The organism is Flavobacterium sp. C4GT6, assembly GCF_036347315.1.
Lineage (GTDB): Bacteria > Bacteroidota > Bacteroidia > Flavobacteriales > Flavobacteriaceae > Flavobacterium.
In genome coordinates, this window is the sequence record NZ_JAZGZU010000006.1 from 131,557 (window position 1) to 152,602 (window position 21,046).

Here is a 21,046-nt window from a genome sequence, read left to right on the forward strand (position 1 = left end):
TTCCCCATCATTACTGTTGCTTAACTAACTTTAACAATAAAGATTTATTCTTTTTCAGTATTTATTTTTTCAAGCTCTTCCTGCATTAGTTTTCTGGCCTCTTGTATCTCTTTGCGGGCTTCTTCCATATCTTTTTTCACTTCTTCTAATTGCTTTCTCTGCTCGGCCATTTCTTTTTCCTGTTCAGCTTTCATTTTGTCAATGTGACCGCGTCTTTCTTCAAAGTGTTTTTTACGTTCTTCAAGCCTCTTTTTTAATTCTTCCCTTCTTTCTTCAGCATTTTCTTTTAGTTCTTCTTTTCGGGCTAAAATTTCAGTCCTTCGTTCTTCCATTTGTAGCTTTCTTTGCTCGGCCCTTTCCATGTCGCGTGCAATTTGAGCTTCACCTCTTTGTAGCTGAACAAGACCTCTTTCCATTTGCTCTTTCATCCTGATTTTTTCGGCCTGACTCATTTCCTCAACACGTTTCATCTGCTCTTCCATTCTTTTAGCCATTTCGCCATCAAGCTGGGCAAGTGCTTCCATATCCATCATACTTATAGGATCGATACTGAAATCCTGAATCATGTCCATATCCAGTACCATTCCTTTAGGCATTTTTACAGCATAGCTTCCACCTGTTTGTGTGGTTACTACCAGTACGCCGTCTTTAGCTTCTTTACCGTATTTCTTTTTGGCTTCTTTACCTGTAATAACATTTATATTACTAACAATTTGTCCCTGTGGTATGGTTACTGTACTGCCTTTTTGCTGTTTTACACCGTTTACAATTACCAGTACATCTTTATTATCACTGTTTATAATTTGTAGTCCGTTTTGTTGAGATGGTGAATTGTAAATCGTTCCCCTAGCAGCAGGTGGAGTAGGAGGGGCTGGCGGAGCCATCATTGAATTTGGAGCCATAGGAGCCATAGGAGCCGGTGGCGCTGGCGGTGCTGGCGGAGCTGTCATATCGGGTTCATCCTGATAGTAGGTGTTAGCGTAGTTTTGGTATTGGTCGTTTACAGGCAGTGCATTAAATGCAATTTTGTTACCTGTGTCGTCATTACTCTCTATAGCAATTTCAAAACGATTTATAGGCTGCGTGCTGTTTGTTTGGTATACTTTTGACTGATTGCCATCGTTAACCGTAACCTTAATAGCTGTAATTTCATTATTACTGTTACGGGTTATGTTGCTAAAGGCAACCTCGGAACCAAATTCTTTTTTAAACAGTTCTTTTACCTTTTCAAGCTCTTTGTCTGTGGCATCTTTTGTGATTTCAAGAGCCATTTTAAACTTTTCATCGCTTACTTCCTCTATGGCCTTATCGGTGCTTTTTTCCTGAGCAATAACCCTTATTTGAAACAGCATCATAAAAGCTATTAGTACTGGGAGTACTATAGCATATTTCCAACTGTTTACTTTTCCTGATTTTTTTTTGTTTAACATAACGATTCGTTTTTTGATTAGTGATTGATAAAAATGATTGGTGATTGATATGTATTCGGGCTGAAGCGTAATTTTCAGCATTGTTTTTTGATATGCCGTGCTGTCGCTTATTTGTTTTGTAGCAACAGCATCGGCAATAAACTCAAGATTTTGAGAGATCGAACTTTTATACAGCCAGGCAAAAGGGTTAAACCAAAAGAATATGGCTGTTAACTGACCAATAAGCATATCTGCCGAGTGGTATTGCCTGCTGTGAACTTTTTCATGGCTAATAATGCTTTCCAGTTCGTTAGGCTGCAATAGTGCCGAATTGTATACTATATAATTAAAGAAGGAGAACGGAGCATTTACCCGTGGTGTATCAATAAGTTTATATTGACCTTCTTTTATTATGGTTTGTTTTTTTATTATTCGCCTTAGCGATATAAAATTGAATAACAGTTTAATAATTAAAAATATTACAGCCGCTATATATATGCCCAAAACAACATTGGGCCAGCTAAAGCTTACAGGGGGAGGTGCTACCTGTTGTGTGTTATCCTGAAGTTGTAGTAACCGGCTAACATCTATTACCTGTATTTCCTGTTGCGGGGCGGGGTCTATCCATACAATTTTTTTAAAGAAAACAAATGGCAATGCCAATGCTGTACCTAAGCCCGAGAGTAAAAACCAACGGTTTGAAACAAAGAAAGTTTCTTTTCGTAAAAAAATATGATATGCAGCATAAAACAGGGCAATTAGTCCTGAAGCTTTGGCCATATATACAAAAAACTGTTCCATGCTACTCTTCTTTCTCTATCATTTTCAGTATTTCGCGTAGCTCTTCGGCGCTTATCTTTTCTTCTTTGGCAAAGAAAGATACCATACCCTTGTATGAGTTATTAAAGTAGTTTTTAATGGCATTGCTCATATAACCTGTGCGGTAATCTTCTTTGGATACAGTAGGGTAGTACTGGTAGGTATTACCGTAGGCAATGTGATCTACATAACCTTTTTCCTCAAGGTTTCTTATTATAGTAGAAACAGTGTTGTAATGAGGTTTACTTTCCTTTACTTCAAGCAGTACATCTTTCACAAAAGCTTTTTCAAGCTTCCACAAAATCTGCATTACTTCTTCTTCTTTGTTCGTTAATTTTTGCATGGCATCTTTAATTAATAATCCAAAGCTAAAACTATTTTTTTAGTTTGTCAACTATTTTTATAGTTATATAACTAAAACGGTAGTTTTTTATTGTATAAAGATGCCTTAAAAATTTATGCTATGCGTGTGATTCTTGTTTTAAACGCTTTTGCACCAGTAGTATTGCAGCAGCCGAGAGCAGACCTAAAACTCCCATAACAGCCCAGTTGGTATTATAACCAAAGAAAGAAATATTAAGCATTCCCAGTTTGGAACTAAAAATATGGGCTACACTAAATGTCATGGTATAAAGTGCCATGTAACGCCCTTCATGACCACGTGGAGCGCGACTCATAGCAAACGAATTGGCAAACGGAAAACAAAGCATCTCTCCAAGTGTAATAAATACAACACTTAATAAGAGTACTCCTATCCAAACATTAATTAACAGGGTAAAGAAGGCAAGGGCAAAGAATACTGAACCCCATAACAGTACTTTGATTTTAGATATGTTTTTCCGTTCAATATATCCTACTAACGGCATCTCTAAAGTAAATACCATAGTACCGTTAAACGACATAATAAGCCCTGTTTCAAATTCGGTTAGGTTGTATACTTCCCCGTGGTAAAGCGGTAGGGTAGTAAACATTTGGAAAAATATAAGTGCTGTTGCAAAACTGGTAAACAGGAACAACAGGAAAGTACCATCGTTAAAAACAGATACGTGTTTTGTTATATCTTCTTTTACCAATGATTTATCTTCTGTTACTTTTTTCTTCTCTTTTACTAATATATAGAACAGTAGTATAGAAATTATACACGACGCCCCATCGGCCCAAAACAAGCCTTTGTAACCAATATTAGTAATAATGAGTCCGCCCAAGGCTGGCCCTGCTGCAAAACCAAGGTTGATGGCAAGTCTTACCAATGCTAAAGCTCTCGTACGGTTTTCGGGTTTTGCATAGGTATTAAGAGAAACAAACATGGCGGGTCTAAACGTATCGGCAATTACCATTATACCGAACATAGCAAAACACAACCCAACAAAGGAAGTTACATACTGTAATCCGAAAAATAAAAGCCCCGTGGTAAAAAGGCTATATACCATTACTTTGTAAAAACCTATCCTGTCGGTTAGTTTACCACCTATCCATGATCCCGCCATTGATCCCAGTCCGAAACATACCATTATCCAACCTACCTGACCGTATGAAAAGCACAGGTCCTCTTTAAGGTATTTGGAAAGGAATGGCAGTACCATAGTACCGGCGCGGTTAATAAACGTAATTAGCGTTAGTATCCATATCTCCCGGGAGAAGCCCCTGAAGTTATTGATATAGCGCTTAAAGGCTTTAAGAAACATGTAAATGGGATGATTTACCACAAATATACAAAGGAATGACTCCTTAATATTAACAGCCCAATAAAAATATTTTAAGTTATTGGTTACTTTTGTATAAAACCAATAATAAGATAATGAGGAATATAATAATTGGCGGAGCTTTGTTACTATCTCTTATGGCAAAAGCACAGGAATGCTCAAAGGACAATGCTGTGGCTTTTCAGGAAAAGATGAATAAGGAGTATGCTAACCCAGATGAGTCTCCGCTTACTAAAGAAGATATAAAGACGTTTAAATCGCTTGAGTTTTATCCTATAGATACTGATTTTTGTGTTGAGGCTAAACTGGTTAAAACGCCAAATGAAAAACCTTTTTACATGCAAACCACCACCAGTAGGAAACCACGCTACAGGAAGTATGGCGAACTGCATTTTACCCTAAAAGGGAAAGAGGTAAAACTGGACGTTTTTCAGAGTATGGATATGATGAAAATGGAAGAGTATAAGGATTACCTTTTCCTGCCGTTTACTGATTTGACATCGGGTAACGGAAGTTATGGAGGAGGCAGGTATGTAGATCTTAAAATCCCTGCCGGAAATACTCTTACGGTAGATTTTAATACAGCCTATAATCCTTATTGTGCCTATAACCATAGTTATTCATGCCCGGTCCCGCCGGAACAAAATGATATACTCGTTGAAATTAAAGCAGGGGTAAAGGAATATAAAAAGCATTAAATTAAAAAAGCCGTATCGGGAACTGATACGGCTTTTCAACTAAACATAATCAGAACTACTAATTAATTAGCTTCGATTAAAGATTCATAAGCAAGAGTTTCTTTTTCAATATTTAATAATATAAAAGACCTTTCGGCAGGATTACTGCTTTGCAGAGCTTTTACATTTTCAAGGGAAATATTCCCTGTAATGTATCCGGAATCATGATTTGCATATGACTCCTCAATGATGTCAAAATATTCTTTTAAGCTTTCTGCTTCTTCCTTTTTATGGCGAAGCAATACCTTAAGCGTAACCTTATCACTCAGCAGTATGTTTTCTTCCTGGTATATTTTTTTGTATTCATAACGGTAATCATAACTTAATGCAGAGATGTCTGACAGCACAGCAGAGGCTGTAGGGTGTGCACCTGCACCACGCCCCACAAAGAAATGAGTATCGGCAAAGCTGGTTTTGGTAAGCACTCCGTTAAATACATCATCAACAGTAAACAGGCGGTCGTCGCTGTCTACGAATTTAGGAATAACAAAAGCCGATAGGGTTCCCTGTGGTGTTTTAAATGCCTGGGCAACCAGCTTAATTTTAAGTCCTTTTTCACGGGCATATTTAAGCTCCAGTTCGCCTATGTTATCTATACCTATATTATATATGTCGTTAGGGTTGGCAATGTAACCAAATGAGTGTGCTAATAATATTAGCAGTTTGTACTTGGCATCAAAGCCTCCAGTGTCAAGAATAGGATTACTTTCGGCATAACCGTTGTCCTGAGCCTGTTTAAGGGCAGACTCATACGAAAGGTTTTCTGCAAAAGTTTTGGTAAGTATATAGTTGGTAGAGCCGTTAACAATCCCCTCTATAGATTCTAAAAGGTCGTTGTCATAATATTCCTCAAGGTTTCTAATTATAGGCATACTGGCACAGCAGGCAGCTTCATATAAAAGCGGCACGTTGTATTCACGCTGTAGTTCCAGTAGTTCGGTAAAATGTTCGGCAACCATCTTTTTGTTGGCAGATACCACCGCTTTCCCTTTTTTAAGAGCAGCCGCTACAATTTCAAAAGCAGCATCGGCATCATCTATAAGTTCTACTACCACATTGATATCTTCGTCGTTAAGGATGTCATTTTTGTCGTAAGTAAAGTTTTCTGCACCTATTTCACGGGCTTTGTTTTTGTCCTTAACACAAATGTTTTTGATGTTTGCTTTCAGTCCCGGAGTTTTTTCCAACACTTCGTATAGTCCGTAGCCTACACATCCAAAACCGAATAATCCTATATTTAAATTTTTTCTTGACATTTTGTATTTCTTCTTTTGAGAGATGTTTAATTAAGCTGTTACGCTTTTTTTATCTGCATTAGCTTTAACAGCAGCAGCAATAGCCTGTTTTAAGTCGTCAATTAGATCATCAGCATCTTCAAGACCTACAGAAAGGCGTATAAGGCTATCAGTAACGCCAGAGCTGTATCTCTTTTCTGCCGGGATTGATTTGTGAGTCATTTCACATGGCAGGCAGCAAAGGCTTTTAATACCTCCAAGACTTTCAGCCAGTTTAAACAGTTTAGTGCCCGATACTATTTGTGAAGCCAGTTCTTTATCATCAATTACAAGATCAAAAGCGATTACACCACCAAAGTATTTTTGCTGACTTTTAGCAATCTCATGGTTGTGGTGTGTTTTAAGGCCAGGGTAGTAAACATTTTTAATAAGCTTTTCTTCCTGTAGGAACTCAGCTATTTTCTGAGCGTTTTCGGCATGTTGTCTTACTCTAAGGGTAAGCGTTTCAATACCGCGGATTACTAACCAGCTGTCAAATGGTCCTAAAATAGCACCTGATGCATTTTGTATGAATTTGATTTTCTCGCTTAGTTCCTGTCTAGAAGTTACCACAAGACCCGCAATCAGGTCACTGTGACCTGCAATGTATTTAGTTGCACTGTGAATAACAATGTCTGCACCAAGATCGATAGGTTTTTGAGAAACCGGCGATGCAAAAGTATTATCTACACAAAGCAGTATGTTGTTTTCTTTTGCTGTTTTTGCGATAGTGCGTATATCAGATACTTTTAGGGTAGGGTTTGTAGGCGATTCAATCCAGATAAGTTTTGTTTTATTGGTAACTGCATCGGCTACATTTTGAGCGTTTGTAGAATCTACATAGTTAATTTTGATTCCGAATTTTTGGTACACGTGAGTGAACAGGCGGAAAGCCCCTCCGTAAATATCATCTACTGCTATAACCTCGTCCCCTGCTTCAAGAAGTTTTATAACCGAGTCAATAGCTGCCAGTCCGCTTGCAAAAGCAAAACCACCGTGACCGTTTTCAAGTGCTGCAATACAGTCTTCAAGAACCTTACGTGTAGGGTTGTTACTGCGTGAATAGTCGTAACCTTTGTGAACGCCCGGTGCATCCTGTACAAATGTTGATGTTTGGTAAATAGGGGTAGCGATTGATCCTGTTAGTTCGTCTACCGGAATGCTGTTAAGAATTAAAGTTTGCTCTCTCATTTTTTTGCTGTTTAGAATATTTGACAATTTTTTAAATCCTGTTAAAAAAACATTCTAAACCAGTCTATCGGAAAGTGCATAAACAAAAAATGCCTTTCCGATAAGTCAGAAAGGCACATAATATATTGAAGTATTATCTACGTATTTCTAAACTTATCTTTCCACATTTGCATGTGGTTGAATGTGGCACCTTATTCAAATTAATGAACAGGTTGCCAAGACGTCATAGGGTCAAATCCCTCGGTCTTTCTGGATAAGAATTATTTTCTAAAGAACTTGCTGCAAATTTAAAGTACAATGATTTTAATTTCCAAATAAAACTTTAAATATTTTTATTTAACTGAATATCAAATATTTAAATTTGGTGTTTTTTTAGTTTTAATGAGCTTACAACTGAGAAAGTGCTATGAAAAAGATGGCAAAAAGTGCTAAAGTGAGTCCGGCATAATTAAGTTTTGACATCTTTTCTTTAAAAAATAAAATCCCCACAAGGCTGCCCAGTACAATTACCCCCATGTTCATTCCGGCAAAAACGGTCGATGGATCTTCAGAAAATGCTTTATGCGCTTTTAAGTAAAAAAGAATATTACAGAAATTGAAAATACCAACCAGTGCCCCAAAAGCCAAATTCATAAGGCTTAGTTTTTCTTTACTCACAATCAGTTTAAAAAATACATACAGCCATGCCACGGCTAAAGCTCCGCAAAATACTATAAAAAGCGATGTGATGTAAGGCATGGTATTGTGCAGGGCTATCTGTTTGAACAGTATATCTATAACGCCAAATCCCAGTAATACGATAGCCGGATAAAACCACTTTGAGGCATTATTATCGTCTTTTTTGGAGAGTATCAAAGCTATAGCAGGGAAACCTACAAGCAGGCCTATAATTTTATAAGTAGTAAAACTTTCCTTAAAAATAAAGTAAGCTGCAAGTATAGGGATAAATAGTGACAGGCGTTGGGCTGCATCGGTTTTTACAATTCCCATATGCTTAATGGATAGTGCCAAAAATATAAATATGGAAGGCAGTAATACCGCCAACGGAATATAAATGTGCCATGTGGCATTACTATCTACAGTACTCATATCGGGTTTAAAAAACTGATAGCACAGTCCTACGGCAAACACATAGTTCCAGCCTACAATCTGGCTAATGTTTACAGGGTATTTTTTTGCAGTTTTAAACAGTACACCAACGGTAACGCTGCATATAATACTTAAAATGAGGTATAACATCGTTAAAAGAATTTGGGCAAAAATACTATCTTTTCAGTTTTTGCAGGCATCTTTTGTATATTTGATTCCGCTATGAAATCGTATTAAGAATAAACCATAAACTCCTACAGGGCGTATATTCTTTTAGGAAGAATGGTTAAAATTTTAAAAAAATGAAAAAGCAGTTCCTATTACTGTTACTTATATTTACTGCAGTATGTAGCGCTCAGGAGGATGCCTGGGTGTATTTTACCGATAAACCTGACGCAGATTATTACTTTGAAAATCCGCTTGAAATGCTATCTCAACGTGCATTAGACCGCAGGGCTGCACAGGGTATTGAGCTGGATGAACTTGATGTTCCTATTCATCAGGAGTATATAAACGGTGTAACAGCTGCTAGCGGAATAACGGTAATGGCAAAGTCAAAATGGCTTAATGCACTGCATGTAAGAGGAGAACTGATTGATATAGCTGCACTAACTTCACTGGAGTTTGTAGACAGTATAGAATATGCCGATAAATCACTTAACAACCCCGGTAGGCCTGCAATAGCCTCAAGGCAGCAGCAGGTGAATAAAACACTGGATGTTCAGGCCGATTTTAATTATGGTATGAGTACTACCCAAATACAAATGCTTAACGGACACGTACTACACCAGCAGGATTATAGCGGAGAGGGTATGATAATAGCCGTACTGGATTCGGGGTTTCCCGGAGTTAATACAGCGCAACCGTTTCAAAACCTGTTGAATAACAACCGTATTTTGGGAGGTTATAATTTTGTAGCTGCAACAGATAATTTTTATACCGGTAATCAGCACGGTACATTTGTGCTTTCTACCATGGGAGGGTATGTTGAAGGGGCACTTGTAGGTACTGCGCCCGATGCTTCTTACTACCTTTTTGTAACAGAAGATGCCTCATCTGAAAATCCTGTGGAGGAATCCTACTGGGTAGAAGCAGCCGAAATGGCCGACAGCCTTGGGGTAGATGTAATTAATACCTCACTGGGGTATTATGATTTTGATAATCCCAATTACAATTATACCTATGAAGACCTTGATGGTCAAACCGCATTTATAACACGTGGAGCTAATATTGCTTTTACACGCGGTATGATTTGTGTAACTTCAGCAGGGAATACAGGTAGTACCGAAAAACCTTATGTTGAGGTTCCTGCCGATGCGGCTAATGTACTTACCGTGGGTGCAGTTAATTATGAGGAGCAAAGAGGCAGTTTTAGTAGTATAGGACCAACGTTTGACGGAAGATTAAAGCCCGATGTTATGGCACTGGGAGTGGCTGCTATTTACTCTAAAACCGATGGTGAGATAAGCTTTGGTAACGGGACATCGTTTGCAAGTCCTATCACTGCAGGTTTAGTAGCCTGTTTATGGCAGGCATTGCCTGAGAAAACCAATACTGAGATTATGGATCTTATAAAAGGTTCGGCAGACAGGTTTAGTAATCCTGATTATGACTACGGTTACGGTATACCTAATTTTGCTTTGGCATTAAATGAACTGTCTGTACAGGAGCTTTCCAAAAAAGATTTTGTAGTATATCCAAACCCTACAAAAGATGTATTTTATATATCCCTTCCGGATGATGTTAATGAAGCTTCGGTTACAGTTTATAACAGTTTAGGACAGGTTGTTTTACAGCACGAAGTCATTGCTAATCAGGCAATATCGTTACGTGGTTTATCGTTTGGAGTATATAACTATGTGGTGTCATCTTCTGATAAATCCAAAACCGGAAGGCTGATAAAGCAATAAATCCTTACTTATGAGATACGCCTTACTATTCTTATTTGCAATTTTATCAGTTTCCTGTCAAAAAGAAAAAACACTTACGCCCCAAAATATTATTTTGGGTACTTGGAGCTCGATAGATACTACAAACCAGTTTACTAACAATAGAGGTTTTGAGTTTTTTACTGACAGTATTTTTGAAGATAAATATGGATTTCATAGGGAGAACCCCCATTTTATAAGTGCTGAAAATTCCAAATACGGGTCAAATGCATATTATATTTATTTTGGTACTGAATCTAAATATACTTTATCAAACGACAGCTTGAGGCTTTTTAATCCGGCAACCCAAAAATGGAGTTTGTGTAAAGTAAAAAAACTTACTCCCGATACACTTAAAATAGCTACAGATGCTACACATAGGTACGGAGGGACTTTTGTAAAAAAGACATATAAAACAGATACGATTCCTGATTTTGACGCTGTTTTTTTATATTCATCGCCGTGTTTTGGTATCAGTCCTGTTGTTACGCTTCTTGTAAAAAATAATGGAGATGTGTTATTTAGCGGCAGGTACAGTGTAAAACATTTAGGACTAAACAAGTCAAAAATTAGTAAGGAAGGGTTTAACCGTATTAAGGAAAGGTTCAAAAGGGCAGATTACATGAACTTGGAGGAGTCTTATGCACATAACGTAACAGATGGTATGCTGTGTGTTTGTATTTATTTTATAAAAAATAATAAAATAGTAAAGACTGTTAGGGATTGTGGGGCTCAGGGGCCTAATGAGTTAGCGTGGGCTTACCTCCCTTTAATAAGAATAGGACAGCTGCATGATATGAAAGAGCTTGAAATTCCTACTGATATTGCAAAAAAGTTTAATATAGATACTAACAGTACAGATGTAATGATAAATATGGATGTAAGAGAGAAGTTCGATTTTTTAAGCCGTTTGTCTGAAAATTTGTAGTTTTAGAGTTTAAAAAAATATTCATTTTACATGAACAGAATAACTCAATTATTTAATATACAACACCCTGTAATACAGGCAGGAATGATTTGGGCCAGTGGCTATAAACTGGCAAGTGCAGTAAGTAATGCGGGAGGACTTGGTCTTCTTGGAGCGGGGTCTATGTACCCAGAGGTACTGCGTGAACATATACAAAAATGTAAAAAAGCAACCGATAAACCTTTTGGTGTAAATGTACCAATGCTATATCCAAATATCGAAGAGATAATGAATATCATTGTTGATGAGGGGGTGAAAATCGTATTTACATCTGCCGGGAATCCTAAAACATGGACAGCATGGTTAAAAGAGCGCGGCATTACCGTGGTGCATGTGGTAAGTAGTGTAAAGTTTGCCCTAAAGGCTCAGGAAGCAGGGGTAGATGCTGTTGTTGCCGAAGGCTTTGAAGCAGGGGGACATAACGGTAGGGAAGAGACCACTACATTTACGCTTATTCCTATGGTGAAGGAAAAATTACAAATTCCGCTTATCGCAGCAGGAGGTATTGCAACAGGCAGGGGTATGCTTGCCGCTATGATACTTGGTGCCGATGGTGTACAGGTAGGTAGCCGTTTTGCGGCTTCGGTAGAGTCGTCTTCGCATGCTAACTTTAAACAGGCAATAGTAAACGCTCAGGATGGCGATACACATCTTACCCTTAAGGAGCTTGCTCCGGTAAGGCTGATAAAAAACAAGTTTTTCCATGATGTAATGGATTTATATACCAAAGCCCCAACAGTAGATGACCTAAAAACATTACTGGGCAGGGCACGTGCCAAAAAAGGTATGTTTGAAGGTGACCTTGAAGAGGGCGAACTTGAAATTGGACAAATTGCCGGACTCATACATGAGGTAAAACCCGCAGCAGCAATTTTAGAGGAAATTATAACCGATTTTAAAAAGGCAAAGCAGGAAGCTGTAAGTCTTTAAACATAAAAAAAGCCCGGCAGTTAGTGTCGGGCTTTTAATTTTCTATAGGTTGTAATAAGCTGTAGCATAAAAAATATCTGTGCTATAACAAAGGCAACTGTAGCCAGGAAAAAAGCTTTAAAAACCATACCTGTATTTTCAGTATAAAAGTTAAGATCTACATCGGTTTTATATAAAAACACTATAAGTAGCGGAATGCTCAGTAGTACATGTATTATAGCCAGTAGCTTGTTAAGCGGCCATTTTTTTATAAAAGCCCATAGGTAAATTAATGCTGTGAACAGCAACCAGGGTGTTATGAAAAATGAAAGGAAAAAATGAGGAGGTAATATGGTTGTATTCCATCCCGGAATTACACTCATAGCAAAATCAGCAGGGGTAATGGCCACCCATGCAAAAAACAGGCTAAATGCTACCAGAAATAAAATTAGTGTGGTTGTAACTATTTTTTTCATGATAATTTTTTGTTTTTACCTGTTTTGTAAGCAGTGAATAATGCTATTACAATTAGTATTACTTCTAAGGTAATCATAATCGTATGGTTAGCTATAGGGTAGTATTTTTCTTCAGTTTTTTGGGGTTCAGCACTAAGTGGAGGATAAATTGTCATGCTTCCGTCAGAGCCAATCATGTCATTTATAATAATCACTTCAATCCATAGTAAGGCAATTAGTACAGTAAATAATATAAAGACAATATTTATAAACTTGTCCCTGAATTTATTGATTAAGGTTCTTATTCCGTAAATAAGAAATCCCGGTATCGCAATAAAAAGGAAAATTAGTGAAAAACGATCCATTACAAAATAAGTATCACCCACATTTATATCTATTGTTGGATATTCGGAAGAGTAGAGAAAAACACATGGTAGTAGTAAAATAATTAACCAAATGGTTTCCTTAAGATATTTATTCATTGGTGTGGTTGTTTACAGTGCTGCAATATATAAAAAAAGAGGTTGTCTCAAGTCAATCCTTTACAGAATTAGTGTCATTCTGACGAAGGAAGAATCTCTGTTTTTTTCATATCGTAGATTATAGATATTAAGAATATGTTGAAAATCAGAAAAAGACATATTCATCCTGTCAATTTTAACCTTTTCAGTACCGTGTTTATGATGTATTTTTATATAATCATCATGAGAAATAGTATCAAATTCAGTACTGTAAATCTCGTCCCATGAAAAAAAGGTTTTGGTTTTAGAACTATATATACCTTTGTCGTTAATGGTTAGTGAAGGTGCAGTATTTCGTAATAGCCTTATATTATTAAATAAGATAAATATGCCAGATAGTGCGAATATATAAGTCAGCGTTTTATTTTTTTCCTGTACATTAAAATAGACGAAAATACCTGATCCAATCATCATACATCCTATAGCAATATTTATATACATTTTAACTCTTGAGTGGCGTATGTGTGTTACCTTGGGTATTTCATAATCATCATAAATAGGATTATCTTTTAAAAACCTTTTTTCCAGTTCTTTTAATTTAGCTTGCTGGCTTTTAGTTTTTATTTCAAATTTTCCAAAAAAACTATTTTCGGGCGAAATTACCCTATACATTATAGCTTTGTTTCTAAGTGCATGTATATTGTCGGCATTTTCATAAGCCCATAGTTTCCAGTATATAACTATAAAACTCCTAAAGGCAAATGCGATAATAACCCCTCCGGAGGCACACATTAAGAGTTTGTTTTTAGTAAATTCAATAAAGGCAAGTGGTATGAAAAATGTAAATACAAGTAACAGTATAAATGGTAGTAAAATAGTAACCAGCTGACCTTTATTGACAGCTTCCTTAGTACTGACTTTTAATTTCATAGTATTTTTTTAAATTTTACTCCCACTTTAATAGCATTATATATTAAAAATAACACAAGAAATATCTGTACCATAGCCATATAAACGGGATTGGTAATTAAATATGATTCCCTATAATCATCGGTTCCCGGAATCACACAAGTTGTAGGGAAAATGCTGTAAGTAGCATAGTTTAACATCATAAGTTGGGAATATCCCACGACAATAAAAGTCAGTAATATTAAAAAAGTGTAGTTAACCGATTTGTTATTGCGGTATAAATTATTTGTTATTTTAGAATAATAAGAGAGAAATAGAACTACTATTATAATTGTAAAGGTGCAGTGTAAAGGTGTATAACTATAATTAGTATCATGAATATCTATAACAATAGTTTTTGTTGATAATGATCGTTTATCAAATAAATAATTTGAAAAAAGTAAAGCTAAAAGTATAATAAAACAAAACCTTACAATTTTTTTAATGTGTCTCAACATGGTGTGGTTGTTTACAATGCTGCAATATATAAAAAAAGGTGCCATAAAGGCACCTTGATATTATAGTATAAGTAAGTTTAGAATTTGTTCTCTACTTCGGCTGCTTCCAGCATAAGGTAATGCAGGTCGATATTTTTAACAAATGGTTTAAGCAATTCACTACCCGGACCAAACATTGCCAGCTCTACATAATCTGCAGAGTGGTTCATGCTAATCCATCCAACCGAGTTGTGTTCTTTTTGCATTTCTGCAAAAGCCTTAAACGGTAAGTGTTTGTAGTTATATAGTCCGTCTTCTTTTTCAAGTCCGTTATAATAGCCCAGTATGGTTTTAGCCTCCTCCTGAGAGATAGTCCTTCCGTTAGCATGTTTTATTATTTCCCTAACCTGATCTACACTTGTTTCGCTATGAATACTGTTAAGTATCCATTCGTTAGTTTGAGTATAGTTCTGGATGCTGTCAAAGTTACTGTTTGCTTCTTTACCGTAAATAATACCAGGGTTGGCATTACCGTGATCGGTAGTGATAACAACAAGGGTGTTGCCATCTTTTTCGGCAAAATCAATTACTGCTTTAATAGCATCGTCAAAAGCAGTTTGGTCGTATAAAAGTGCACCAATATCGTTAGCGTGTGCACCCCAGTCTACCTTACCGGCTTCAATTTGAAGCACAAAACCGTTTTTGTGCCCCTTCATGCGGTCTATAGCCTTTTGAGCCATTTCGGCAAGGGTAGGAGTGTTGTCGGTAAGTTCTTTACTGCTTCTGCGGTCTATGGTATATGGAAGTCCGTCATCAGCAAAAACACCAAGTATAGGTTTGTCATTGCCTGCTGCCATCATTTCGCTACGGGTACGGGCAACCTGCCATCCTTTAGCTTTATAATCGGCATAAACGTCTTTCTTGTCTTTTCTTTTATCGGCACTAAAGTAATTATTGCCACCACCCATCATTACATCAAAACCCAGTTTTAGATACTCTTCTGCAATTTCGGCCTGTGCATTACGGCTGTCGCTATTTACACAAAATCCTGCCGGAGTAGCGTGTGTAATAGGTACTGTAGTAACACAGCCAGCCATTTTACCTGCTTTTTTGAATTTTTGCCATATCGGCATGTTTCTTTCTCCGTTAGGGCCTACATTAAGGGAACCGTTGTTTACCCTTGCACCGCCACCCCACGATGAACTAGCCGCAGCAGAGTCGGTCACTATAGAACTGGCCGAAGCCGTGTCCATAAGTGCTCTGCTAATGCGCTGGTCTTTATAAAGCTGTAACCAGTTAGACCCTTTACCGTTTTTACGGTTAAGGTATAAATCGGCCATGTTTAGCGTACCGGTACTCATACCGTCACTAACCATGAATATAATGTTTTTAGCCTTTTTGTTTTTATCTAAATTATTGATGTCAAGTACCTGTGCAGTACCTTCAAAAGGATTAAGGACAGCAGTGCCTATGGTGAAAAGCGAACCGTTCCTGAAAAATTTTCTCCTGTTCATTTTTTTATTTTATTAATCGTAAATAGGAATCCGCCAAATTTACACAACTATACCCATAAGGGGTTAAAGAGCAATGTTATTTAAACTTTAAGGAAAACTGTAGTAAAGTTTAAGTGGCCGCTTAGCAAAGTTACACAAGTTTTAATGAACAGCTTGAGGTTTAACATTTTGGGCTAGTTGACCTTAATTACGTTTTTTTATAAAATAATAAATTCCGGTAACGACTACCCATGTAATTAGGCAATTCAGTATAAGGTTTATTATTTTCCATTCCCAGTTTAGAAAATCATGCCCCGCCCAAAACTGATAGTAATATACAAAAGGGAATCCTATTTTGATATTAAATCCGTAGGTATCAGATAAAGGATTAAGCTGAGGCAATATCATAATAAACGAAACCGAAAAGAATACCAGTATGGATAATAGTGTGCTTTTGAGTAACAGTTTCATTTTTGCTTTAACCGTGTTTAGACATTAAAATATTCTTTATACCAGTTGATTTCATGATGGTCCATAGCATCGGTTTTAATTTTATGTGCTGAGTCAATTTTAGAATATACCAACTCAAGGCTGGCATAATCCCGCTGACTTATAACTTTAAATCCGTTTCGCATAAGCTGGGCCGCACAAACTCCCATACCTATTTGATATACTTTATTTTCGGCAAAGCGATTACCATTATAAATAACCTGGCTTCCGCAGGCAGCACTTACATCCATTAATATAGCAAGCTCTATAGCTTCTGCTTTGGCTATTTCCAGCATTTTCTCTGAAGCTGCAATCATTCCCTCGCTCCAGTCTATTCCGCTATCGGTTAATACTTTTGCTTTACCGTTAAGTACATCCATTCCGGTTCCGCCATGTATGTCACACATTTCACGTGGTGAACCAAAAGAATACTCTTCCGGGCAAAACGTTGTTACTTTTACGGTATCATACTGTAATACTTTTAAAGCGCTTGGGTATTCACCGTTTGCAGTACCATCATAACCACACTTTATACCTTTAAGGCATGCGCTCATAAGTATGCGAAGCGGATTTTGGGCGGTAGGAATCCTGAGTGATTTTATATAATTAATATCTGTCATGATGTAAGGTAATTTATTCAAATATAATTAATTATATAATTGTACTGCGGGCAATTCTTCTTTTAGTTCTAATACTATATGCTATGGCAATAGGTAGTCCAATAACTCCGCCCAAATAACCGAAAGTATGAATACATCCTACCCTTAAATAGTTTTTAATATCAACTATTTCGTAAGGTACATCCCAAAAACTCAAATAATCTTGCCACTCATGAGGCATGAATGCCAATGCATATAAATAACCTAAAATGCCAAAAATAAAGCTCACCAATAAGTTTATGAGAATAGCTTTTAGTGTAACTTTAAACATTTGCTGCCAGGTTTTGTGTATAAGCCCTGTTAATGACAATATAATTCCTAATATCAATCCTACCCACCATGTCGCCATCCATCCTACAATAGCAGCCATTACTCTATTTGTTCTTTCGGGCATTCCAAATTCTGTGAGACCGAATTGAATGAATTTATATTTTGTATAATATTCGGGAGATATGGTATAGGTTATCTGGTCATGTAATACACCATAAATGCCTGCAATAAGGCAGGAAACAGCGATTAGTAAAGGTAAGGTTATTGCTTTTTTCATTTTGGGTTGTTATTACTCAAATATATAAAAAGCCCGGGCAATACAACCCGGGCTTAAACAAAAAACAACTTAACCAAACGGTTAACAATTAATGACCAGGTTCGTAAATAAGCCTTAAAAAGGTGCTGAATCTTTCGTTCTCCCTGTTTACGGGAATACCGGTCACTATACCTATCAAGATATTATCGGCAACACTTACACGCATTTGGGGTCTTATGGTCATATCAAAATAATGTTTTTGTGCCTCTTTATTAAATTCTACACCTACAAAATTGCGCGTACCGGGTATCATGTAATGAAAGTTAGTATTGATTTGCCAAATGGTATGAGTGATATTACCTTCAAAATGATGAAATACCTGTGGTCCTGTATAGAGAAGGGTATGAAAGTTTTGTCCCCATCGTTTTGCAGCGATAAAAAACGGATTGTACACATTACCTGTAAAAAGGGGTGAACTGCTGTATTGATTAAAATCGGTAAGTTCAAATTCCTGAATATACCCAACAGCCATAGAGGTTTTTAGTTTTTCGGATACAAAAAAGGAGTACTGTACCGCCATTTTAAGACTATTCAGTTTACTGGAAGGAGTATTGGTTTCACCATTTACCGGATAATAAAACGAAAACGGAAGCTCTACCTCAAGTCCCAGTCTGTTTACCGGAGCCCATTCATACTCTACAAGAGCAATGTATTCATCGTGTGTATTTTTATCTGTAAGCCCCATGCCCACGTTCCATTCGCGTTCGCCTTTGCGGGCCCCAAGATCCCTGATAAGGTCTATGTATAAGGGTTCTGCATGGAGTACTTTTACAGGTTCATTTTTATCTTGTACCTCGGCAATATAAAGACTGTCGGTTATAGTATTTGGTAATTCATTATTTGTTTGGGCATAGCCGTTATTTATACAATAGGGAAGTAAGGCAATACATATTGCCTTTAAAAAAGTTTTCATTTTTAATTTATTAACTATTAAACAAAAGCATTTAGCCTCATGCTTTTTAGCACAAGGTAAAAGTGATTGTAACGGATAATAAACTATACTTCGGGAGGAGGGTAGGGAATCTCAAAAAACAGAACGCCAATACTGTTGAAGTCGGCTTTAAGGTTTTGTGTTGCGTTTACAGGCAGGAATTTTTTTTGTGTTACAGAAGCCGAAGGAATAATAAATAAATCAAAGCCTATTTTTTTGAAAGAATCGGTATCACTGTCGTTATCGTAATATTCGGCAAGGGCATCATCAAACCCCATTAGCTTTTCTATAATAAGCTCCAGTATACTTTCCTGCTTATTAATAGTAAGGTCTTCCTTAACCCCATGGGGTGTAGGTACATCTATACAGCAGTTTAGTACGTACAGTGACATAAATCCCCATATGTATTTTAAAAAGTTACTGTTTTTTAGTGCCAGATACATACTGCAAATATATTATAATAGGTATAGGTATAACGTTATTTTAGGTTTTTAACAAAAACAAAAGACCGAAGCTTTACAGCCCCGGTCCTGAAACAATAACAAGTATATATAACCTAACTAAACCGTAATAGGTTCGTTTTTAAAATCCATAACAACCTGATTACGGATTATATCTTCAAAAGTTTCTCTTTGTCTGATAAGGTGACCTTTTCCTTCATACCATAATACCTCTGCCGGACGAACCCTTGAGTTGTAATTTGAAGCCATAGAGAAGCAGTATGCCCCCGAATTTCTGAAACAAAGTACATCGCCTTCTTTTATTTCAGCAATCTTTCTGTTGCTTGCAAACGTATCGGTTTCACATATATATCCTACAACCGAATAAAAACGGTCTTTTCCTTTAGGGTTACTTATATTTTCAATGTGATGGTGCGAACCATAAAACATAGGGCGTATAAGGTGGTTAAAACCTGTATCAATCCCTGCAAATACAGTAGAGGTGGTTTGTTTTACCACATTTACTTTTGCAAGGAAGTAACCTGCTTCGCTTACCAGGAATTTACCCGGTTCGAAAGCAAGGGTAAGGTCTTTACCATATTCCTGACAGAAAGCGTTAAAACGCTTGCTCAGTTTTTTACCCAGTTCTTCTACATTGGTTTGAATATCATCTTTTTTGTATGGTACTTTAAAACCGCTTCCAAAATCAAGGAACTCAAGGTTTTTAAAGTTAAGTGCTGCTTTAAACAGTATCTCTGCAGCATAAAGGAATACTTCGATATCAAGTATGTCAGATCCGGTATGCATGTGTATACCGTTAATGTTCATACCTGTATTTTCTACAATCCTTAAAAGGTGAGGCATTTGGTGTATTGAAATACCAAATTTACTGTCTATATGCCCTACAGATATATTGCTGTTACCACCCGCCATTACGTGAGGGTTGATACGGATACATACCGGTGTGTTAGGGTGTTTTGCGCCAAACTGCTCCAGTATGGACAGGTTGTCTATATTTATTTGTACGCCAAAGGCAGCTACCTCTTCAATCTCTTCCATAGATACACCGTTTGGGGTGTATATAATGTTTTCGGGTTCAAAGCCGGCCATAATACCGAGTTGCACTTCCTGTATGGAAACGGTATCAAGGCCGGAACCCATCTGTTTAAGCAATTTTAGTATAGAGATATTTGATAACGCCTTTACGGCATAATTGATTCTTAAATTTTTTACCTTTGAAAACGCATTTTCTAAACGATAATACTGCGTTTGGATTTTAGCCGCGTCATACACATATAAAGGACTCCCAAACTCTTCGGCTAACTGTAATAAATTTTTTGCTTCCATTCTTTTCTAAGATATACTTGTTTCGGTAGCAAAATTATTTACAAATTCAATTCCAGTCAATTAATTAAAGTATACTAACAAAATATAACAAAAAGTTATAAATATAACTAATGCGTTTTACTATAACGATTTAAATAACGATAAAAAAATACCGGGCTCATCCTTTAAGCAGCAGTGACGTATAGTAGCTTATGGATTTGCCCGGAACTGGGTAACAATTAAAAAATGATGTTGTGGTTAACTATATAAATAAATATGATTCTGACTAAATAGGTGAGGGCTTACTGTCTTACAAGGGTTATTACATAGCCATCTATATATGTTTCATCAAGTGTAATGGTATTGTTTTGCATTTTAAAGCACCCCAAATCATTATCATTAACAATAAGAGATGTTTCACAGCCAAATGTAGTCGATTCGGTCACCATAAACTGATAGCTGTAATTACCTGACTCAAAATAATCATTAGCCTCCTCATCAGTATTATTATTGGTAATGGTAACAGTACCATTTTCATTAAATTGCCAAACAATGGTTCCGGGCTCAAATTCCTCGCTGGTTCCTGCAAACCCGCCATTTACTTTTATAAGTGACCAGCTGTCGTAAAAACTGTTCTCAACAGGACGGTTGTCATCATCATTATTACAGCTTAATGTTAAGCTTGTAATGACCAGTAATAATAGTAATTTTATGGTTTTCATAGGCAATGGTTTTACTATTAGATGATTAAACCTAAAAAGGGTTGCGTGACCCAGTATTAAGGATTGGATAAAA

21 protein-coding genes and 1 riboswitch are annotated in these 21,046 nt (G+C 36.8%); of the genes, 4 read left to right on the forward strand and 17 right to left on the reverse strand.

Going from position 1 to position 21,046, the window contains the following annotated elements; genetic code table 11:
• Window positions 1–44 precede the first annotated feature (44 nt).
• The 3 genes from V3Z67_RS09480 to V3Z67_RS09490 form a co-directional block, all read right to left on the reverse strand.
• Window positions 45–2,210 carry a M56 family metallopeptidase gene (locus tag V3Z67_RS09480; protein WP_330443070.1) on the reverse strand — a complete coding sequence of 722 codons (2,166 nt, stop codon included), beginning with the start codon at window positions 2,208–2,210 and terminating at the stop codon, window positions 45–47.
• Between the two features lies 1 nt (window position 2,211).
• On the reverse strand, window positions 2,212–2,571 hold the full coding sequence (locus tag V3Z67_RS09485) for a BlaI/MecI/CopY family transcriptional regulator (protein WP_035132235.1): 360 nt from the start codon (window positions 2,569–2,571) through the stop codon (window positions 2,212–2,214).
• Between the two features lie 118 nt (window positions 2,572–2,689).
• Window positions 2,690–3,913, reverse strand: coding sequence for an MDR family MFS transporter (locus V3Z67_RS09490; protein ID WP_330443071.1), 1,224 nt, complete (start codon window positions 3,911–3,913; stop codon window positions 2,690–2,692).
• A 113-nt stretch (window positions 3,914–4,026) separates the two neighbouring features.
• Between V3Z67_RS09490 and V3Z67_RS09495 the strand changes: the two genes are divergently transcribed.
• Window positions 4,027–4,629, forward strand: a complete 603-nt coding sequence (locus V3Z67_RS09495; protein WP_330443072.1) for a DUF1684 domain-containing protein — start codon at window positions 4,027–4,029, stop codon at window positions 4,627–4,629.
• A gap of 62 nt (window positions 4,630–4,691) precedes the next feature.
• Here V3Z67_RS09495 and V3Z67_RS09500 read toward each other — a convergent pair whose 3' ends face one another.
• From V3Z67_RS09500 to V3Z67_RS09510, 3 genes are all read right to left on the reverse strand, one after another.
• A complete protein-coding gene (locus V3Z67_RS09500) occupies window positions 4,692–5,924 on the reverse strand; it encodes a homoserine dehydrogenase (protein WP_330443073.1) in 1,233 nt (410 codons plus the stop codon).
• A gap of 30 nt (window positions 5,925–5,954) precedes the next feature.
• On the reverse strand, window positions 5,955–7,133 hold the full coding sequence (locus V3Z67_RS09505) for a trans-sulfuration enzyme family protein (RefSeq protein ID WP_330443074.1): 1,179 nt from the start codon (window positions 7,131–7,133) through the stop codon (window positions 5,955–5,957).
• Between the two features lie 150 nt (window positions 7,134–7,283).
• Window positions 7,284–7,393, reverse strand: a riboswitch (SAM riboswitch).
• A gap of 127 nt (window positions 7,394–7,520) precedes the next feature.
• Window positions 7,521–8,372: an EamA family transporter gene (locus V3Z67_RS09510; protein ID WP_330443075.1), complete on the reverse strand. Its 852-nt coding sequence runs from the start codon at window positions 8,370–8,372 to the stop codon at window positions 7,521–7,523.
• A gap of 152 nt (window positions 8,373–8,524) precedes the next feature.
• On the opposite strand from V3Z67_RS09510, the gene V3Z67_RS09515 reads away from it, so the two are divergent.
• The 3 genes from V3Z67_RS09515 to V3Z67_RS09525 are packed head-to-tail and all read left to right on the forward strand — an operon-like array spanning window position 8,525 to window position 12,047.
• A complete protein-coding gene (locus V3Z67_RS09515) occupies window positions 8,525–10,132 on the forward strand; it encodes a S8 family serine peptidase (RefSeq protein WP_330443076.1) in 1,608 nt (535 codons plus the stop codon).
• 10 nt (window positions 10,133–10,142) lie between these two features.
• Window positions 10,143–11,078 (forward strand): DUF6438 domain-containing protein, encoded by a 936-nt coding sequence (locus V3Z67_RS09520; protein WP_330443077.1) that lies wholly within the window; start codon window positions 10,143–10,145, stop codon window positions 11,076–11,078.
• Window positions 11,079–11,108: 30 nt separating this feature from the next.
• Entirely contained in the window at window positions 11,109–12,047 is a 939-nt protein-coding gene (locus V3Z67_RS09525) for an NAD(P)H-dependent flavin oxidoreductase (protein WP_330443078.1), read from the forward strand.
• Between the two features lie 20 nt (window positions 12,048–12,067).
• On the opposite strand, the gene V3Z67_RS09530 is transcribed toward V3Z67_RS09525, so the two are convergent.
• From V3Z67_RS09530 to V3Z67_RS09580, 11 genes are all read right to left on the reverse strand, one after another.
• Window positions 12,068–12,502: a hypothetical protein gene (locus V3Z67_RS09530; RefSeq protein ID WP_330443079.1), complete on the reverse strand. Its 435-nt coding sequence runs from the start codon at window positions 12,500–12,502 to the stop codon at window positions 12,068–12,070.
• Window positions 12,499–12,963, reverse strand: a complete 465-nt coding sequence (locus tag V3Z67_RS09535) for a hypothetical protein (protein ID WP_330443080.1) — start codon at window positions 12,961–12,963, stop codon at window positions 12,499–12,501. The genes V3Z67_RS09530 and V3Z67_RS09535 overlap by 4 nt, the downstream gene beginning before the upstream one ends.
• Before the next feature lie 60 nt (window positions 12,964–13,023).
• Window positions 13,024–13,872, reverse strand: a complete 849-nt coding sequence (locus V3Z67_RS09540; RefSeq protein WP_330443081.1) for a hypothetical protein — start codon at window positions 13,870–13,872, stop codon at window positions 13,024–13,026.
• 553 nt (window positions 13,873–14,425) lie between these two features.
• Window positions 14,426–15,841, reverse strand: a complete 1,416-nt coding sequence (locus V3Z67_RS09545; RefSeq protein ID WP_330443082.1) for an alkaline phosphatase — start codon at window positions 15,839–15,841, stop codon at window positions 14,426–14,428.
• A 183-nt stretch (window positions 15,842–16,024) separates the two neighbouring features.
• A complete protein-coding gene (locus V3Z67_RS09550; protein ID WP_330443083.1) occupies window positions 16,025–16,291 on the reverse strand; it encodes a hypothetical protein in 267 nt (88 codons plus the stop codon).
• Between the two features lie 17 nt (window positions 16,292–16,308).
• A complete protein-coding gene (locus V3Z67_RS09555; RefSeq protein ID WP_330443084.1) occupies window positions 16,309–16,929 on the reverse strand; it encodes a DUF523 domain-containing protein in 621 nt (206 codons plus the stop codon).
• Window positions 16,930–16,960: 31 nt separating this feature from the next.
• Window positions 16,961–17,515, reverse strand: a complete 555-nt coding sequence (locus tag V3Z67_RS09560; protein ID WP_330443085.1) for a hypothetical protein — start codon at window positions 17,513–17,515, stop codon at window positions 16,961–16,963.
• An 88-nt stretch (window positions 17,516–17,603) separates the two neighbouring features.
• A complete protein-coding gene (locus V3Z67_RS09565) occupies window positions 17,604–18,467 on the reverse strand; it encodes an HAEPLYID family protein (RefSeq protein ID WP_330443086.1) in 864 nt (287 codons plus the stop codon).
• 83 nt (window positions 18,468–18,550) lie between these two features.
• Window positions 18,551–18,877, reverse strand: coding sequence for a hypothetical protein (locus tag V3Z67_RS09570; RefSeq protein WP_330443087.1), 327 nt, complete (start codon window positions 18,875–18,877; stop codon window positions 18,551–18,553).
• A 168-nt stretch (window positions 18,878–19,045) separates the two neighbouring features.
• Window positions 19,046–20,272, reverse strand: a complete 1,227-nt coding sequence (gene lysA / locus V3Z67_RS09575) for a diaminopimelate decarboxylase (protein WP_330443088.1) — start codon at window positions 20,270–20,272, stop codon at window positions 19,046–19,048.
• 281 nt (window positions 20,273–20,553) lie between these two features.
• Window positions 20,554–20,973 carry a hypothetical protein gene (locus V3Z67_RS09580; protein ID WP_330443089.1) on the reverse strand — a complete coding sequence of 140 codons (420 nt, stop codon included), beginning with the start codon at window positions 20,971–20,973 and terminating at the stop codon, window positions 20,554–20,556.
• Window positions 20,974–21,046: the final 73 nt, after the last annotated feature.

Excerpts from the sequence above, each read along its gene's own strand:
- V3Z67_RS09490 (WP_330443071.1), bottom strand. The coding sequence starts at position 3,913 with ATGTTTCTTAAAGCCTTTAAGCGCTATATCAATAACTTCAGGGGCTTC.
- V3Z67_RS09550 (WP_330443083.1), bottom strand. The coding sequence starts at position 16,291 with ATGAAACTGTTACTCAAAAGCACACTATTATCCATACTGGTATTCTTT.
- V3Z67_RS09495 (WP_330443072.1), top strand. The coding sequence starts at position 4,027 with ATGAGGAATATAATAATTGGCGGAGCTTTGTTACTATCTCTTATGGCA.
- V3Z67_RS09520 (WP_330443077.1), top strand. The coding sequence starts at position 10,143 with ATGAGATACGCCTTACTATTCTTATTTGCAATTTTATCAGTTTCCTGT.
- V3Z67_RS09525 (WP_330443078.1), top strand. The coding sequence starts at position 11,109 with ATGAACAGAATAACTCAATTATTTAATATACAACACCCTGTAATACAG.
- V3Z67_RS09500 (WP_330443073.1), bottom strand. The coding sequence starts at position 5,924 with ATGTCAAGAAAAAATTTAAATATAGGATTATTCGGTTTTGGATGTGTA.
- V3Z67_RS09555 (WP_330443084.1), bottom strand. The coding sequence starts at position 16,929 with ATGACAGATATTAATTATATAAAATCACTCAGGATTCCTACCGCCCAA.
- V3Z67_RS09530 (WP_330443079.1), bottom strand. The coding sequence starts at position 12,502 with ATGAAAAAAATAGTTACAACCACACTAATTTTATTTCTGGTAGCATTT.
- V3Z67_RS09570 (WP_330443087.1), bottom strand. The coding sequence starts at position 18,877 with ATGTCACTGTACGTACTAAACTGCTGTATAGATGTACCTACACCCCAT.
- lysA (WP_330443088.1), bottom strand. The coding sequence starts at position 20,272 with ATGGAAGCAAAAAATTTATTACAGTTAGCCGAAGAGTTTGGGAGTCCT.
- V3Z67_RS09535 (WP_330443080.1), bottom strand. The coding sequence starts at position 12,963 with ATGAATAAATATCTTAAGGAAACCATTTGGTTAATTATTTTACTACTA.
- V3Z67_RS09540 (WP_330443081.1), bottom strand. The coding sequence starts at position 13,872 with ATGAAATTAAAAGTCAGTACTAAGGAAGCTGTCAATAAAGGTCAGCTG.
- V3Z67_RS09480 (WP_330443070.1), bottom strand. The coding sequence starts at position 2,210 with ATGGAACAGTTTTTTGTATATATGGCCAAAGCTTCAGGACTAATTGCC.
- V3Z67_RS09560 (WP_330443085.1), bottom strand. The coding sequence starts at position 17,515 with ATGAAAAAAGCAATAACCTTACCTTTACTAATCGCTGTTTCCTGCCTT.
- V3Z67_RS09545 (WP_330443082.1), bottom strand. The coding sequence starts at position 15,841 with ATGAACAGGAGAAAATTTTTCAGGAACGGTTCGCTTTTCACCATAGGC.
- V3Z67_RS09485 (WP_035132235.1), bottom strand. The coding sequence starts at position 2,571 with ATGCAAAAATTAACGAACAAAGAAGAAGAAGTAATGCAGATTTTGTGG.
- V3Z67_RS09580 (WP_330443089.1), bottom strand. The coding sequence starts at position 20,973 with ATGAAAACCATAAAATTACTATTATTACTGGTCATTACAAGCTTAACA.
- V3Z67_RS09565 (WP_330443086.1), bottom strand. The coding sequence starts at position 18,467 with ATGAAAACTTTTTTAAAGGCAATATGTATTGCCTTACTTCCCTATTGT.
- V3Z67_RS09515 (WP_330443076.1), top strand. The coding sequence starts at position 8,525 with ATGAAAAAGCAGTTCCTATTACTGTTACTTATATTTACTGCAGTATGT.
- V3Z67_RS09505 (WP_330443074.1), bottom strand. The coding sequence starts at position 7,133 with ATGAGAGAGCAAACTTTAATTCTTAACAGCATTCCGGTAGACGAACTA.
- V3Z67_RS09510 (WP_330443075.1), bottom strand. The coding sequence starts at position 8,372 with ATGTTATACCTCATTTTAAGTATTATATGCAGCGTTACCGTTGGTGTA.